The organism is Synechococcus sp. MIT S9507 (genome assembly GCF_047304715.1).
Taxonomy (GTDB): Bacteria; Cyanobacteriota; Cyanobacteriia; order PCC-6307; family Cyanobiaceae; genus Synechococcus_C.
In genome coordinates this window covers 1,247,656-1,262,913 of the sequence record NZ_CP138970.1, presented here as the reverse complement: position 1 = coordinate 1,262,913, position 15,258 = coordinate 1,247,656, and the positions used below count along the sequence as shown (strand labels likewise).

The following is a 15,258-nucleotide window of genomic DNA, read 5'->3' as shown; positions in this document are numbered from 1 at the left end:
AACTCAATGAAGCGTCATGGCTCCTGCTATCGCCGCTGCGTCCGTAGCGACCCCTCTCCAGGCTGTTCCTCAAAAAGCCGTTGCCACCAAGGGTTCTGGCGGTAAGACGGTTGCTGTTCGTTCAGCAGGTGCCGATGTCGACCTGGTGCGTTCCTATCTGCGTGACATCGGTCGTGTACCGCTGCTGAGCCACCAGCAGGAGATCACGTTGGGGCGTCAGGTGCAGGAACTGATGGATCTGGAGGCGCAGGAAGCGGAGCTGAGTGATCAGCGTGGTGGCGAGATGGTGCCTGCGGCGGAACTGGCCAAGGCTGCAGGACTGAGTGCAGCGCAACTGAAGCGCAAGCTGCAGGCGGGTCGCCGCGCCAAGGAGCGGATGGTGGCGGCGAATCTGCGTCTGGTGGTGAGTGTTGCCAAGAAATACACCAAGCGGAATATGGAACTGCTGGATCTGATCCAGGAGGGAACGATCGGTCTGGTGCGTGGTGTGGAGAAGTTCGATCCGACGCGTGGTTACAAGTTCAGCACCTATGCGTACTGGTGGATCCGTCAGGGGATCACGCGTGCGATTGCGGAGAAGAGCCGGACGATTCGTTTGCCGATCCACATCACGGAGATGCTGAACAAACTGAAGAAAGGTCAGCGTGAACTGAGTCAGGAACTTGGCCGCACGCCATCGGTGACGGAACTGGCGGGATTTGTGGAGCTGCCTGAGGAGGAGGTGAAGGACCTGATGTGCCGTGCGCGTCAGCCAGTGAGCCTGGAGATGAAGGTGGGTGATGGTGATGACACGGAACTGCTGGATCTGCTGGCGGGAGATGGAGAACTGCCGAGTGAGCAGGTGGAGGGTGAGTGCCTGAAGGGAGATCTGCGTGATCTGCTGGGCCAGCTGCCGGAGCTGCAGGAGCGAGTGTTGCGGATGCGTTACGGGATGGACGGAGAGGATCCCATGAGCCTTACAGGCATTGGTCGGGTGATCGGCATCAGTCGCGATCGGGTTCGCAACCTTGAACGTGACGGTTTGGCTGGTTTGCGCCGTCTCAGTGATCAGGTTGAAGCGTATGTTGCTTGCTGAATTCTTTCAGCGGCAACTAAGTTTCAAGCTATAAAAAATGATGAGTACCCCTTTTATGATGCGAAATTAATATTTTCCAAGTATATTTTCTAGTTGTTTATTGACTTCCTCCGGATTTTCGTCGTGGGGGCAGTGGCCTGCTTCGGTCAGAATTGTCAACGACTGAATGCAATTGAATTGTTTTGCCCATTCCTGAGCTTCAGTCACAGGTTCCCAGGGATCTTTTTGGCCCCAGATCAGATCCACCGGCTGTTGAAGGTTGTTGAGCAGATTCGGTGCCAGATGGTCATCGAACAGATTGATGAACCCTCGAAACGCTTCTGCTGCTCCAGGTCGTTGCGTTGGCTTGTAGAGAAGCTCCACCAGCTCGTCATCGACATTCTTACCGCTGGGATAAGCCTGCCCTAAAACGCTTCTGATCACCCTTGGGCGTGCAGCATTGCGGAACAAGGCGGTGCTCAGCCAGCGTTGGCTGACCAGGGTCTTCAATAGCGGCCTGATCCAGGCCATCCAGGCTGGTTGGGTAGCCAGTTGTTTGTCATCCATCAGCCGTTGAGCGCAGTCGATCAGCACAACGCCTTTGCAGTGATCATCTAAAAGTTGCGCAGCGCGTAACGCCACCACACCGCCGATTGAGTTCCCCACCAGAAGCACCGGACCTTGCACGACGGCGTTGCAAAAGTCGGCAACCTGCTGGCCCCAGAGATCAAAGCTGTAAAGAAGGGCATGACTGCTCTTGGCGCGATCCCCAGCAGCTCGCTCCCCCGCCAGCAGGGCTCGCGGTTGGCTGCTGTCGCCAAAGCCGATCAGATCCAGGGCATACGTGTGTGTTTGTCGTCCCAGAACAGGCAGATTGTGTCGCCAGTGATTGCTGCTGGCTCCGAAGCCATGCACCAAGACCACAGCGGGAATCTTGCTGTTGTGCCTGACGTCTCCAGTGTCTGAATGGCACTGCCAGGCGACCTCGAGGGTGCTGCCATCGGCTTGCTTCCAGGTCCAGATTGATTCAGCTGGCACCAGTGATTAATTCATCGTTGTTCTCATTCTGTTGCTTTTTCCCGAACCAACGGGCCTCAAGACTTTTGATCACCACATAGAAGGGAGGAACCACACCAAGAGAAAGAACAGTGGCAACAACAAGGCCTCCGAAAATCACAGTTCCAAGCGATTGTTGGCTCTGAGCGCCGGCCCCATTGGCGACTACGAGAGGTAGGAAGCCAGCTAAGGCTGCAATGGCGGTCATCAGGATTGGCCTTAAGCGTGATTCTGCTGATGCAACCACTGCGTCTGTGGCAGTCATTCCTGCTTCAAGATGTTGTTCTGCGACTTCGACAATGAGAATTCCGTTCTTGGCGGCGAGACCAATCAGTGTGACCAAACCAACCTGTGCATAGATATTTAGGTCAATTGAGCGTATCGCCAGGAAAACCAGCGCCCCGAGCATGGCTAGGGGGACTGTCATCAAAATGATGACTGGTGTCACGTAGCTCTCGTACTGGGCGGAGAGCACCAGATAAACGATGAGAATGCCTAGCCCGAACACCAGCACACTGGCGCTGCCTGCGGAAAGCTGCAGGCGCGCCAAGCCAGTGAAGGCTGAGCCAATATTGTTGAAATTTTGTTGTTTGAAAAGACTTTGAATCGCATCCAGTGCTTGGCCAGAACTCTTGCCTGCAGCCTGGACACCTTGAATAAGCACTGATCGATAAAGGTTGTAGTGGCTGATGATTGATGGTGCGCTAGAGAGTTGTGCCTCTGCGAACTGAGACACCTGGATCAGATCTCCGTTCCGATTTTTAACGTAATAATCAAGGATATTTTCCAAACCTGCACGCTTTTGATCGCCGGCTTGCACATACACATTGCGTACTTCGCCATCTTCATAGGTCAGTCCCGTGAAGCTGCTCCCCGCCAAGGTGGAGATGGTCTTCATTGCGTCCTGATAATCAATATTGAGCGCTCCCATGATCTCGCGATCAATATTGAGTTCGAAGGCCGGAGCACTTGGTGTGAACTGAGTGAACAGCTTGGAGAACTTGCCACTTTCTCTGCCTGATTTAATCAGTTGCTGTGCTTGTTCGTCGAGTTCGCTAAATGTGTAATTGCCGGAGAGATCATTGAATTGAAAATAGAAACCTCCTTGCGGGGAGAAGCCTGGAACCGCAGCTGGTTGGCTCAGCTTGGCCATGCCGCTACTCAACTGGGAGAGCTTGGCATTCAGTCGATCAGCAATCGCGAACGAGCTGTTGGCCTCTCCTGATCGTTCGCTAAGGGGTTTTAGGCCAACCAAAATCACCCCTTGATCTGGGCTTGAGCCATTAAAGCCAAAGCCGCTAATAACATTCGCATTCAAGATCGTGTCCTCTTGCTTGAGGATCGTCGCGATTTCAGCAGCCATGTCCTGTGTTTGGTTCAGGGATGCACCGTTTTGCAATTCATAGATACCAGCAAGGTATCCCTGATCTTCATTAGGAATGAAGGCAGACGGCAGAGCTGTGAAGGCTAAGGCGGTTACCACGATCCCGCTGGCCAGACCTACCATCACCCACCGCCGTGCTCGGATCATCGTTTGAAGTAAACGCGAATACGTTGATTGGAGGCGTGTGAAACTGGTATTGAAAATGCGAAATATCATTGGAAGATTCGCCCCGGCTAGTCCCCCAACTACAACTCCTAATACATAAGTCCAGTTGCCAAAAGCAGCAGCACTGAAGCGTCCGAAAGCGAGACCAACAACCACACCTGCCACTGGCCAAGCCCAACCCTTTGGCGTGGGTGCTTCGCCACTCTTTAGAAGAAGACCTGATAGCATTGGTGAAAAAGTAAGCGCGTTAAAAGCTGAGATTGCAATCGAGAATGCGATTGTGAGCGCAAACTGTTGGTAAATGATTCCAATGCTGCCCGGATAAAAGGCCACAGGTACAAAGACCGCCATCAGTACTAATGCAGTGGCAACGAGGGCCCCAAACAACTCACCCATGCAGGCAAGAGCTGCTTGTCGTGGCTTCATCCCCGATTCAATGTTTTTGGATACCGCCTCGATAACCACGATGGCGTCGTCAACCACAAGACCTGTCGCCAGGACTAGACCCAGAAGAGTCAGTTGGTTGATAGAGAATCCGAACACCTTGATGAAGGCGAAAGTACCAATCAAGGAGATGGGAATCGCCAAGCTAGGCACCACTGTTGCTCTCCAGTTCTGAAGAAAGAGGAATAGGATCAGTAGTACTAAAACAATGGCAAGGCCGAGTGCATCAATGACGCCTTCAACGGAAGATTCAATAAATTGACCAATGTTGTAAATCTGAGAGACCGTCACTCCAGGTGGCACGATGGAGGCAAACGACTCCATTTGCTTGACCACTGCATCAGCAACGTCGAGAGCATTGCTGTCAGGAGTTTGGTAAACAGCAATAGTAATCGCATCATAATTATCGGTATTAACGGCTGATGTTGTGAAATTGTTGAAGCCGTAGCGAACTTCTCCAACATCTTTTAGTCGAAGAAGATTTCCGGTTTTTGTTCTGCTGATGATGAGATTGTTGAAATCTTTAATCGAGAGAAGGTTGCCATTGTTTTGGACCAATATTGGATATGTGTAGGCCTGATCGCCGGATGCTGGTGGTCCGCCTATGAGTCCGCCAATTGCAACGCTATTTTGAGATTTGACTGCATCAACCACTTCATTGGCGGTGAGTTGATTGGCAGCTAGTTTGTCGGGATCGACAAACAACCAAAAGGCTGGATTACTTCCACCTAAAATGTTGACGTTTGCAACTCCTGGAACCCGTCCTAATGGGTAATAAAGCTGTTCGTAAACAAGACCATTAAGGTAAGCAGCATCGTATTGGCCTTTCGATGATGAGATCTGATAAGCAAGCAGGATTGATGGTGTGGACTGCTTAACCGAGACACCTAGGTCTCTGACCTGGGATGGCAGCTGTGGCATTGCCAGAGACACGCGGTTTTGCACGTTCACCTGGTTGATATCGATATCTGTGTTTTCGTTGAAGAAGACTGAAATCAGGCTTTGCCCCTCCATGTTGCTTGTGGAGGTGATGTATGAAGCCCCTGGTACTCCATTGATCTGCTGTTCGAGAGGGTTGGTTACGGCTTGCTCTGTGACCAGTGAGTTTGCGCCGCCGTAGTTCGCCGTAACGGAGATTAACGGTGGGGCGATGTTGGGAAGGTTGGCAATCGGCAGATTGGGAATTGCAATTAATCCCATCAGCACGATCAAGATGCTGCAAACGGTGGTTAGAACAGGCCGTTTGATGAAGTTGTCGGAAAAAGCCATGGCGGATCAGTTGCTTTTGCTGTTGCTGGATCCTTGGCTTACTTTCACAGGCATGCCATTGCTTAGCAGTGCCGTGTTGCTGACGACAACTGTTTCTCCAAGCTTCAGTCCTGATTTGACCGGATAAAGGTTTTTCTGGAGGTTCCCTAGCTCAACTTGACGCTGAACCACGATGGGGGTGCTTGGTGGAAGCTTTTCAAGCATTGCTTTCTTGGCTTTCGGCACTGCCGATGAGGCTTTGATTTGCGGCAAAGCTTTGCTGAGTGGAACCGTGACGAAGACAAATGGCTGTTGGGCTTGCATGAACACCGCCTGCACGGGCACACCCAACGATTGTTTTTGACTGATAACGATCTGACTCTTCACAAATTGTCCAGTCTTGAGTTGGCCGGTCAGGTTTGGGAATGACGCTTTCACCATCAAGGTGTTGGGCCCTTGTTGATCGGGATTGTTTCCGAAATAAGGAGAGATAAATGTCACCGATCCTTGTCCGGTTACCGGTGGATTGGTCTGTGATGCAACATTCACAGTTTGTCCAATGCGCACATCGCTAGCTCGTGTGGCTGGGATCTGCATCAAGGTCCACAGAGTGGAGTTGTTGACGATGCCAGTGATCGGCTCCCCTGTCTTCACGTAATCACCGAGCTTTACGGTGTCTAAATCACCAATGACGCCGTCGATTGGCGAACGTACAAACTTGTAGCCGAGATCAGCTGCACTGGCGCGGGCGCTATCGCGAGAAGCAATCGCTTGTGTGGCGTAACGGTCTCGTTCTTTGGCGGAGACAGCTCCCTTTTCGAAAAGAAATTGATAACGCTCAGCATTGAGCTGATCTGTGCGCGCTTGGGCAGTGGCTGAATCGAGTGCTGCACTCTGCTGCACATTGTCGAGTACCAGAATCGGTTGACCAGCTTTGACTTGTTGTCCGTCTTTGGCCAGCACCTTGACAACGCGACCATCCGTTTCTGGTTTGAGTGAAACTGTTGTGGTCGACTCAAGCAGGCTGATGGCTTCGATCGTCGGCTTGAAGGTCGCTTCAGAGATCTTGGCCGTTTGAACGGTCAGCATTGACCCGGTTGATTTTGGCTTGCCGCAGCTCGTTAATAGCGCTGCGGCGGCAAGAGAGCACAACAGGGTTCGCCGCACAGAGTCCCACTCGGATAAGGCGGACGTTACCGGTTTTTTTCGAACAGCACTGCATCGCAAAGCCGGTGTGCATCGTTCTGTTGAACGGTCATTGGCGTGCAGAACTTGATGATTTTGTTGATCCGATTGGATTGATCAGTAGTCGTGAACAAAGGTCGTTTTCGGGTTGATCGGCCTGTTTTGCACAGTTTTTCCACAGTTCTGTGGGGGCAGATTCAAGCTGCGATCCCCCCTTTTGGTTGCAGCAGGGGAAAAGTCCTACAGCCCTTGACGAAACCCGTACAGATCGCTTCCGATTGAGAAACATTGCTTCTGCAAGTAGGCAAAAGCTGCGTCAAAACACGCTTTTCGCGATTAGTGGTTGTTGGTTCGCACACAATCCGCTGTTTTGACAGCTCGTCGGTTGGCGTGGCCTGATGGGAGGGTTGACAGTTGATGAGCTGAGTTGCACGAGACCCCGGATGCGATGGCCCCGCACGTCAGTGTGGAAAATCAGTTGGCGGAGGATCTTCATCGCGCCATGGGCACTTTTATCGAAGAGCATCCTCAGTGGGACCAATACAGGCTGGTGCAGGCAGCCATTGCGGGATTTCTGTTTCAGCAGGGTTGCAAGGACCCTTCAGTGGTGCGTCATTACCTCGGAGGTCTGTTCCGCCGGGAGTCCTGCACGCTTTGAAGGATCGATCCAGACCGCTGTTTGAGCGGCACGGAGATTCGCTGTTGCTTTCATCGCGTTCTGTAATTGCTTCGAGGTCTTTGCTGAGCTGGTGGCAGCAATACGGACGATGCGATCGAAACCAAAAGCCCTGGATGTTTAGGGCTGATGGCCGTTGGCCTGCGGCTGAAGAGGCGCTTAATCCTTATCCCATTTGGATCGCCGAGGTGATGCACCTCTCTGCAGCATCTCATTCAAGGCCAACTTTTTATGAGTTGTGCTCTCTCTTTGGCCATCGATGGTGTGGTTGCAGCCCTGTTCAGAAATCCGTGGCACGACCTCTTAGCCAGAATCCACAACGGTGATTTGGGTTGGATGTGGCTGAAATTCTGTTGTTGTCTGTTCCCGTCTTCGGTCACGTCAAGCCCATGCTCGCGATTTCTCGCGAGCTGGTTCGCCGCGGTCATCGGGTGCGCTGGCTGGCGGGTGCAGCCTTTCGGGAGCGTGTTGAGGGAAGCGGCGCGTCGTTCTGTGCCTTTGAGGACGGGTTTGACTACTCCCGCCCAGATCTGGTGCCTGATCACCTGCAGGCTGAGCGCGATCGCCTGCGTGGCTTGGCCAAGTTGCGCTTCGATCTCGCCACGTTTTTTATCGGACCCTCTGAGGGGTTTTGTAGGGATTTGCTCCGGCTCCACGAACAGACCCCAGCTGATCTGTTGGTCTGCGACAGCTTTCTGATGGCCGGTTCCTGGTGGGCGGAACGTACTGGTCGGCCCTGGGCTCAGTTGTGTTGCACTGTTCTCACTTTGCCCAGTAGGGCGTTGGCACCCTTTGGTCTGGCGCTTCAACCCGATGATTCTTGGCGGGGCAGGATCCGGAATCAACTACTACGGGGGCTGACGCGCTCCGTCTTGTTCCGGTCTCTTCGGCGTCATGCCGATCAAGCACGGCAGTCGCTGGCGTTGTCGCCTTGTCGTCCTTGGTTGTTTGATGTTGTCTCACCGCATCTGGTGCTGAGCGGCACGGTGAGGAGTTTCGAGTATCCACGGCCTGATTGCCCTCCGCAGGTGGTCTTTACAGGCCCCTTGCTCGAAAACAATGATGAAGCGTTTACGCCTCCAGCGTGGTGGGGTGATCTGGACCACGCCACGGTTGTGCATGTCACGCAAGGCACCATTAGTAATGACTCCGCCCAACTGCTGCGCCCCACTCTCGAAGCACTTGCTGATGAGCCTGTTCTGGTGGTGGCTTGCACCGGTCGGATCGATGAGGGGCTCGAGGCGCTAAGCCCATTACCTGCGAACGCCAGGGTGGCCAGCTACGTCCCCTATGGCGCTTTGCTGCCAAAAACGTCGCTGGTGGTGACCAACGGAGGGTTTCAGGGAGTTCAAGCCGTGCTGTCTCATGGGATCCCGATGGTCACCGCAGGTGAGAGTGAAGACAAACCGGAGGTTTGTGCACGTCTGCAGCGGACAGGTGCATCGATTGATCTAGGGACAGCTCACCCCGCACCGGCGGCGATCCGTGCTGCCGTTAGACGTGTTTTGGACGAACCTGACTTTCGAGCTGCCGCTAACGCACTTGCACGGGAGGCTGCAGACGCAGGAGGGGCTTTGGGTGCGGCGGATGCGATCGAGGCTGTCCTGCAGAGGTGATTGTTCCAAGGCAGGATGCCACGTTCGATCTGGAGCTGAACGATGGGAAGTTTCAGTCAGCTGTCCTCTGTCGCCAGCTTCTGAGATGGTGGCAGTTTCATGGCCGCAAGGATGCATCCCTGAAGCCCTGGATGTTCACCGCTGATGGTCGCTGGCCCAAGGCTGATGAGGATCTTGATCCTTACCCGGTCTGGGTGGCTGAGGTGATGCTGCAGCAAACCCAGTTGCAGGTGGTGCTCCCTTACTGGCGGCGTTGGATGGAGGTCTTCCCTAACCTTGAAGCGCTTGCCGAAGCGACCGAGCAGCAGGTGTTGTTGCTCTGGCAAGGACTCGGCTACTACTCAAGGGCACGCCGCCTGCATGCCTCCTCCCGATTGCTGCTCTCTGAACTGCAGCACAAAAAAACGGCTGTCAACGACCCCACGCAGTTTCGTCACTGGCCGCTTGCAGCGGAGACCTGGATGGCATTGCCGGGCATCGGTCGAAGCACAGCTGCTGGCATCCTTTCCTCAGCCTTCAACAGTCCGCTGGCCATCCTCGACGGCAATGTGCGTCGGGTGCTGGCAAGGGTTTATGCCCATCCAGAGCCACCCATGAGGGCGCAGTCTCAATTCTGGGCCTGGAGTGAGGAGTTGATTGATGAAGTGCCTGGCCTGAGCCGCGCACTCAATCAGGCACTGATGGATCTTGGCGCCACGGTCTGTACCCCTCGAAATCCTGCTTGTGAGGTTTGTCCCTGGGATCAACGCTGTGCTGCTTACGCTTCCGGTTCCGCCCAGCAGTACCCAGTGAAAGAAGCACCCCGCGAGACTCCCTTCCAGGTGATTGGTGTGGGTGTGGTTGTCAACGAGGCAGGTGAGGTGTTGATTGATCAGCGCCTCAACGAGGGACTGCTGGGGGGCTTGTGGGAATTTCCAGGTGGCAAGCAGGAGCCTGGAGAGTTGATTGCGGAGACCATCAGCCGCGAGCTGAGAGAGGAGCTGGCGATTGAAGTCAGTGTTGAGCAGGAGCTCATCAAGCTGGATCACGCTTACAGCCACAAAAAGCTGCGCTTTGAGGTTCATCTCTGTAGTTGGCTTTCGGGTGATCCCCAGCCTCTGGCCAGCCAGCAGGTGCGCTGGGTGAAACCGTCCGAACTCGCCGATTACCCCTTCCCGGCCGCGAATACCCGCATCATTGCCGCTTTGCTGGAGCACTTCCGCTGAATCTGTATCTCTGCTTGCGCTGCCTGACGTGCAAGTGATTTCTGGCCACGCTGCCGATAACCGCCGCAGGTCTGATGTCCGATTCCGCTCCGCAGGTGCTTTGTCTCGGTGAGGCCCTTGTCGATCGGCTTGGACCGCTGGGCCGAGATCCCGCCACTGCTGCTCCTCAGGACTGTGATGACCGTTTGGGCGGAGCCCCGGCCAACGTGGCCTGTGCATTGGCCCGACTTGGAACCCCGGTCGCTTTCATCGGGCGATTGGGTTCCGATGTCATCGGAAAAAATTTTCACGAGATGCTCAGCAATCGTGGTGTTGATCTGCGCGGTCTCCAGATTGATCCGCATCGGCCCAGTCGTGTGGTGCTTGTCCGTCGTGATTCCAGCGGCGAACGTGTTTTTCAAGGGTTTGCCGGTGACAGAGGTGAGGGATTTGCCGATCAGGCCCTGAACCAGACCGGTCTTGATCCGATCTGGTGCGCTCTCGCCGCGGAGGCACGCTGGTTGTTGGTCGGCACGATCCCCCTGGCTTCGGAGGCTTCCTCTTCAGCCTTGCTTTCAGCGGTCAATCAGGCTGAGCGCGACGGGTTGCGCATTGCCCTGGATGTGAACTGGCGACCGACGTTCTGGGATCCCGCTGCGGACCCGCTGGCAGGCCCTCCTGCGCAGGCTCTGGCTCTGATGCGTCCTTTGCTTGAAAAAGCCGGATTGATCAAAATGGCCAGGGAGGAAGCGCAGTGGTTGTTCAACAGCAGCGATCCCGCAGAGATCAGCGCTTCGCTCTCGCAGCAGCCCGATGTGCTGGTGACTGACGGTGGTCATCCGGTGCGATGGTTCGTGGCAAGCCACAGCGGGTCGATGGCGGTTCTGGCACCGCCTCAGATCGTCGATACCACAGGGGCTGGTGATGCTTTCACGGCTGGGTTGCTGCATCAGCTGGTGGCTCTCACCCCGTCAATCGGTCAGCCACTTGAGCTCAGCGCAGCCGTGGTGGAGCAGGTGGTCCGCTACGCGGCCGCCTGCGGAGCACTGGTCTGTGCCGGTGCAGGGGCGATCGATCCGCAACCCCTTCCGTGCAGGGTGGTGGAGTTTCTTGAGCAACTCGATTCCTGATCGTGCAGAGCGCTGATCTGAGAATGGTGTTCCCAGGTCTTAAAGACAGGTCGTTCAGTCCGCAATGGGGTGATCGTTCCTGCGAAGAGTGGCCAGCCGCCCGCCTTCAGTCCGGTGGGACAGCTGCATTCGCCAGGCTTCCGGCAGCCTCAGGCTCAGTCGTTCAGCCCATTCGACAACGAGAATGGCACCCATCCCCAGTGCTTCTTCCTCTTCCTGCAGGAACAGCTCATCGGCTGCCGCAGCCAGCTCCAGTCTGTAGAGGTCCAGGTGAACTAGTGGTGGCTTGCCCTGGGGGTAGTGCTGAGAGAGGGCAAAGGTGGGGCTTGTGATTGGCTCCTCAATCCCCGCAGCAGCAGCGAGACCCTGCACCAGAGAGGTTTTCCCCGCGCCGAGCGTGCCCTCGAGCAGCAGCAGTGATGGCCGATCAGGGTGTTGCCCGAGATACCTGCCCAGGGCTCGCGTGGCCTCCAGATCCTTCAGGATCCAGCTCCGATCGGTAGATTGTTTTATAAGCGAGCCCGAAGCCTCGGCGTCTCCGCAGATATTCAACTCCACATCCTTGTTAGGGAGCACACAAACCATGGTGGCAGCGCCCACGTCCTCGGCTGAGCTGAAGCTTGGCGTCGATTGCGTTATTGCTGATATCAATCAGGCTGATTTCGGTCGGAAGGAACTCGATATCGCCGAGACCGAGATGCCCGGTCTGATGGCATTGCGCAAGAAATACGGCAGCGAAAAGCCTCTGAAGGGTGCCCGTATCGCCGGTTCTCTGCACATGACGATCCAGACTGCGGTACTGATTGAAACCCTGGTCGAGCTCGGTGCCGATGTGCGCTGGGCCTCCTGCAACATTTTCTCGACTCAGGACCACGCTGCTGCAGCTATCGCTGCCAAGGGAATCCCAGTCTTCGCGGTCAAGGGTGAAACTCTTGAGGAGTACTGGGAGTACACGCACCGCATCCTCGAATGGGGTGATGGTGGCTCACCCAACATGATCCTCGACGACGGTGGCGATGCCACCGGCTTGGTGATGCTGGGAAGCAAGGCCGAGCAGGACATCACAGTTCTGGACAACCCTTCGAATGAGGAAGAGACCTATCTCTTCGCCTCCATCAAGAAGAAACTGGCTCAGGATTCCAGCTTCTACAGCCGCACCAAAGCACAGATTCAAGGTGTGACCGAAGAGACCACCACTGGTGTGGCACGTCTTTACAAGATGCAGAAGAGCGGTGAGCTGCCTTTCCCCGCCATCAATGTCAACGACTCAGTCACCAAGAGCAAGTTCGACAACCTCTACGGCTGTCGTGAGTCATTGGTCGACAGCATCAAGCGCGCCACCGACGTCATGGTGGCTGGTAAGCAGGCGCTGGTGATTGGCTACGGCGATGTGGGCAAGGGCTCCGCTCAGTCCCTGCGTGGGCTGGGCGCCACTGTCTGTATTGCAGAAGTGGATCCCATCTGTGCTTTGCAGGCAGCCATGGAGGGCTATCGCGTTGTCCGTCTTGAAGATGTTGTCGATGAGATGGACATCTTCGTGACTGCCACCGGTAACTATCAGGTGATCCGTAGTGAGCATCTGGTGAAGATGAAAGATGAGGCGATTGTCTGCAACATCGGTCATTTTGATAACGAAATCGATGTGGCATCACTCAAAGAGTATGAGTGGGAAAACATCAAGCCCCAGGTCGATCACATCACACTGCCCAGCGGCAACAAGATCATTCTGCTGGCGGAAGGTCGTTTGGTGAATCTGGGCTGCGCCACGGGGCACCCCAGTTTCGTGATGAGTAACTCCTTCACCAATCAGGTGCTTGCTCAGATTGAGATCTTCACCAAGGGCAGAGAATATGGAAATGAGGTGTACGTATTGCCGAAACACCTTGATGAGATGGTGGCTCGTCTGCACCTGGGGCGCATCGGTGCCCAGCTCACCGAACTGAGCAAGGATCAGGCTGACTACATCAATGTGCCTGTGGAAGGTCCCTACAAGCCCGATCACTACCGTTACTGATCAGTCTCGAGGCATCACTGCTGTGATCTTCAATCTCAGTCAGGGCGTTCATGCGTCCTGGCTTTTTTATGTTCATCACCCGGCCACTGGAGCAACAAGGTCGGGCTTCCCCAGGTTGATGCCTTGGTCGAGTCTCTGCACTGGCACGGCTCGTTCTTTGTGTGCGAGAGACAAAGTCAATTGAAAGCCTCATATCCAGTGCGATCTGAACAATCGGTTGATGTGATGCGTCGCACGAGTGAATTGTCACTGCAAACAATGGCAGAACAGCAGGACAAGATTTGCTTTTTCGGTTCATCTGATTGCTTTGCTTGCTTCAATACCTCCAACTGCTAATCCTTGATGCATGCCCGATGAGGCGCATGTTGAACCGACCAGAGCAAGGCTTCCACGATGACTGAATGGCTGATAAAGCTTCTTGATTTTCCGGGGCCATTGAGAGGTTTCTGTTGGAGGAACTGTCGCCTTCAATTTCTTTCAATCTTTGCTGCTGGCGTCATTGCTCTGTTGCCAGTCATGCTGTTTGTGCATCGTTATATTGATGATTATCGGCGTTCTTTCCGTGGTCATTTGGGTTGGGATCATGTTGGAAGACCGCTGGCTGATGTTATATTTTATTTGATTAATTTTGGGCGGCCTGGTACAGCGGTTGCGCCTCTTTATCTGTTGCTGTCTATCTTTTTGTATGCCTGTGTGGGGTTGCTGATTGCGAAAGCTTTCGGCCTGCGTTCTTCTGTTTGGTCAGCTTTGGCTGTGCTGCCCCTTTTTGCGCAGCCTTACGGATTGGAAAATCTCTCCTATGGCTTCGACTCCATCTTGATGTCACTGTCCGTTGCATTGGCCGTTGTTGCTGCGATTCTTCTTCAGGCTTCGCTTCGTGGTTCGGTTTTATTTGTTGCTGTTTTTATTGTTGTTTGCATTTTGTTTGTATCAGCCTGGGGCCTCAGGATTCATTCCTTCTGCTGGATTCTTGATGATCGGTGCTGAGCTGCGTCTGTTGAGCGCTCCCCTCGCTGTGATGAGTCTGCGCGCACGTTTTTTGCGATCTGCTGTTGCTTTTGGCGCGGCATTGCTTGCTTATCGCATCGTTGCTTTGTTGACGGTTGAGCAGTGGAATGGTTATGGGGAAAGGCTGAGTCAGGTGATGGATACTTCCAAAATTTTCTCTCTTGCATTTGCTGGAAGGTTGGTTGAAGTTTGGGCTCAGGTTGTTGGCGATTTTGGTCAGGGTCTTCCTTTGTTGGCTTTGCTTGGCCTTGTTGCTTCCTATGGGTTGATGGTACTGAAAAGGGCAGGTTTTCCCCGTGGCTTGGCTCTTCTTGGTTTTGCGGCTCTGGTTGCTTGTGCCTCTCCCGGTCCATTGCTGTTACTCAAGGACTCGATGCTTGATGTGCCTCGAATGTTGCTGTTCTTGGGGCCATTGCTGACGTTTGTATCTGTTCAATTGGTTGCGCTCGTCTATTCAGATTCACGTCAGCATGTGAGAGTTGGTTTTTCTTTGCTGAGCACCGTCTGCGCCAAAATTTCGCTAGTGGCTTTCGCGTGGCTTTTGCTGGTCTTCTCCTATGCCTATGGCCATTCTTTTCAGGCGCAGAATCTGTTTGAACAGCAAAGAATATCTCGTCTGATCTGGGGGGTTTCTGAACTTCAAAGTGTTTCTCCTGCAGATGAGTTTCGTCATGCACTGGTTGAAGGTGTGATGCCAGCCTCTCCACTGCTATCCAATACCGTCCGAAAATTCCCATTGATTGACCGACTCGTGCCCAGGCTTCTGCAAGACGGTTGGTCTCATGGTTTGCGCCAACTTGCTTTTTATGGTTTAAATCTCGATCGTGTCAAGGGTGCTGATTTTGATCGCTCCAATCTCCCGGATTGCGCTGCAGCGCAATCTCTTTGTCGGTCAGAATTTCGACTTTTTCGTCTGAACCGTGAAACCATCTTGATCAAGTTACTGCCAATTGCGAATCCGCCAGATCAAAAATAAATTGTTAGGCCCTCTGATTGGTTTTGTTGTTGCTTTTGGTTGGTTAAGTGTTGAATTGACAGGAGTCTTGAAAACCAGTCGTGTTGATTCGTGAGGACGATTAATCAGCTCAAATGCG

The 15,258-nt window shown here is 54.0% G+C and carries 12 protein-coding genes; 8 read left to right on the top strand and 4 right to left on the bottom strand.

The window, feature by feature from the left end:
* The first annotated feature begins 16 nt into the window (after positions 1-16).
* Positions 17-1,075 (top strand): RpoD/SigA family RNA polymerase sigma factor, encoded by a 1,059-nt coding sequence (locus SIB83_RS06710; RefSeq protein WP_413747161.1) that lies wholly within the window; start codon positions 17-19, stop codon positions 1,073-1,075.
* A 66-nt stretch (positions 1,076-1,141) separates the two neighbouring features.
* Here SIB83_RS06710 and SIB83_RS06705 read toward each other — a convergent pair whose 3' ends face one another.
* Genes SIB83_RS06705 through SIB83_RS06695 form a run of 3 tightly spaced genes read right to left on the bottom strand, consistent with a single transcriptional unit; the run spans position 1,142 to position 6,440 of the window.
* Positions 1,142-2,095, bottom strand: coding sequence for an alpha/beta fold hydrolase (locus SIB83_RS06705; protein ID WP_413747311.1), 954 nt, complete (start codon positions 2,093-2,095; stop codon positions 1,142-1,144).
* On the bottom strand, positions 2,082-5,372 hold the full coding sequence (locus SIB83_RS06700; protein WP_413747160.1) for an efflux RND transporter permease subunit: 3,291 nt from the start codon (positions 5,370-5,372) through the stop codon (positions 2,082-2,084). Before SIB83_RS06700 ends, SIB83_RS06705 begins: the two co-directional genes overlap by 14 nt.
* A 6-nt stretch (positions 5,373-5,378) precedes the next feature.
* Positions 5,379-6,440 (bottom strand): efflux RND transporter periplasmic adaptor subunit, encoded by a 1,062-nt coding sequence (locus SIB83_RS06695; RefSeq protein WP_413404451.1) that lies wholly within the window; start codon positions 6,438-6,440, stop codon positions 5,379-5,381.
* A gap of 544 nt (positions 6,441-6,984) precedes the next feature.
* Here SIB83_RS06695 and SIB83_RS06690 point away from each other — a divergent pair.
* The 4 genes from SIB83_RS06690 (at position 6,985) to SIB83_RS06675 (ending at position 11,142) form a co-directional block, all read left to right on the top strand.
* Positions 6,985-7,194 carry a DUF2811 domain-containing protein gene (locus SIB83_RS06690; protein ID WP_413404449.1) on the top strand — a complete coding sequence of 70 codons (210 nt, stop codon included), beginning with the start codon at positions 6,985-6,987 and terminating at the stop codon, positions 7,192-7,194.
* A 407-nt stretch (positions 7,195-7,601) separates the two neighbouring features.
* Entirely contained in the window at positions 7,602-8,828 is a 1,227-nt protein-coding gene (locus SIB83_RS06685) for a glycosyltransferase (RefSeq protein WP_413404447.1), read from the top strand.
* 131 nt (positions 8,829-8,959) lie between these two features.
* Positions 8,960-10,033 (top strand): 8-oxo-dGTP diphosphatase MutT, encoded by a 1,074-nt coding sequence (mutT, locus tag SIB83_RS06680; protein ID WP_413747310.1) that lies wholly within the window; start codon positions 8,960-8,962, stop codon positions 10,031-10,033.
* Between the two features lie 74 nt (positions 10,034-10,107).
* Positions 10,108-11,142, top strand: coding sequence for a carbohydrate kinase family protein (locus tag SIB83_RS06675; protein WP_413747159.1), 1,035 nt, complete (start codon positions 10,108-10,110; stop codon positions 11,140-11,142).
* A 54-nt stretch (positions 11,143-11,196) separates the two neighbouring features.
* Here the strand turns inward: SIB83_RS06675 and tsaE are convergent, their stop codons facing one another.
* Positions 11,197-11,727: a tRNA (adenosine(37)-N6)-threonylcarbamoyltransferase complex ATPase subunit type 1 TsaE gene (gene tsaE, locus SIB83_RS06670; RefSeq protein ID WP_413747309.1), complete on the bottom strand. Its 531-nt coding sequence runs from the start codon at positions 11,725-11,727 to the stop codon at positions 11,197-11,199.
* On the opposite strand from tsaE, the gene ahcY reads away from it, so the two are divergent.
* From ahcY to SIB83_RS06655, 3 genes are all read left to right on the top strand, one after another.
* Positions 11,726-13,156: an adenosylhomocysteinase gene (gene ahcY / locus SIB83_RS06665; RefSeq protein ID WP_413747158.1), complete on the top strand. Its 1,431-nt coding sequence runs from the start codon at positions 11,726-11,728 to the stop codon at positions 13,154-13,156. The two genes, tsaE and ahcY, sit on opposite strands and share 2 nt — an antisense overlap.
* Positions 13,157-13,549: 393 nt before the next feature.
* Positions 13,550-14,143 carry a glucosyltransferase domain-containing protein gene (locus SIB83_RS06660; protein ID WP_413747157.1) on the top strand — a complete coding sequence of 198 codons (594 nt, stop codon included), beginning with the start codon at positions 13,550-13,552 and terminating at the stop codon, positions 14,141-14,143.
* Positions 14,130-15,140: a hypothetical protein gene (locus tag SIB83_RS06655; RefSeq protein ID WP_413747156.1), complete on the top strand. Its 1,011-nt coding sequence runs from the start codon at positions 14,130-14,132 to the stop codon at positions 15,138-15,140. The genes SIB83_RS06660 and SIB83_RS06655 overlap by 14 nt, the downstream gene beginning before the upstream one ends.
* Positions 15,141-15,258: the final 118 nt, after the last annotated feature.

Bases quoted from the DNA above. Each gene is read 5' to 3' on its own strand.
- SIB83_RS06700 (WP_413747160.1), bottom strand. From the start codon at position 5,372: ATGGCTTTTTCCGACAACTTCATCAAACGGCCTGTTCTAACCACCGTT.
- SIB83_RS06710 (WP_413747161.1), top strand. From the start codon at position 17: ATGGCTCCTGCTATCGCCGCTGCGTCCGTAGCGACCCCTCTCCAGGCT.
- mutT (WP_413747310.1), top strand. From the start codon at position 8,960: ATGTTCACCGCTGATGGTCGCTGGCCCAAGGCTGATGAGGATCTTGAT.
- ahcY (WP_413747158.1), top strand. From the start codon at position 11,726: ATGGTGGCAGCGCCCACGTCCTCGGCTGAGCTGAAGCTTGGCGTCGAT.
- SIB83_RS06695 (WP_413404451.1), bottom strand. From the start codon at position 6,440: ATGCTGACCGTTCAAACGGCCAAGATCTCTGAAGCGACCTTCAAGCCG.
- tsaE (WP_413747309.1), bottom strand. From the start codon at position 11,727: ATGGTTTGTGTGCTCCCTAACAAGGATGTGGAGTTGAATATCTGCGGA.
- SIB83_RS06655 (WP_413747156.1), top strand. From the start codon at position 14,130: ATGATCGGTGCTGAGCTGCGTCTGTTGAGCGCTCCCCTCGCTGTGATG.
- SIB83_RS06660 (WP_413747157.1), top strand. From the start codon at position 13,550: ATGACTGAATGGCTGATAAAGCTTCTTGATTTTCCGGGGCCATTGAGA.
- SIB83_RS06690 (WP_413404449.1), top strand. From the start codon at position 6,985: ATGGCCCCGCACGTCAGTGTGGAAAATCAGTTGGCGGAGGATCTTCAT.
- SIB83_RS06685 (WP_413404447.1), top strand. From the start codon at position 7,602: ATGCTCGCGATTTCTCGCGAGCTGGTTCGCCGCGGTCATCGGGTGCGC.
- SIB83_RS06675 (WP_413747159.1), top strand. From the start codon at position 10,108: ATGTCCGATTCCGCTCCGCAGGTGCTTTGTCTCGGTGAGGCCCTTGTC.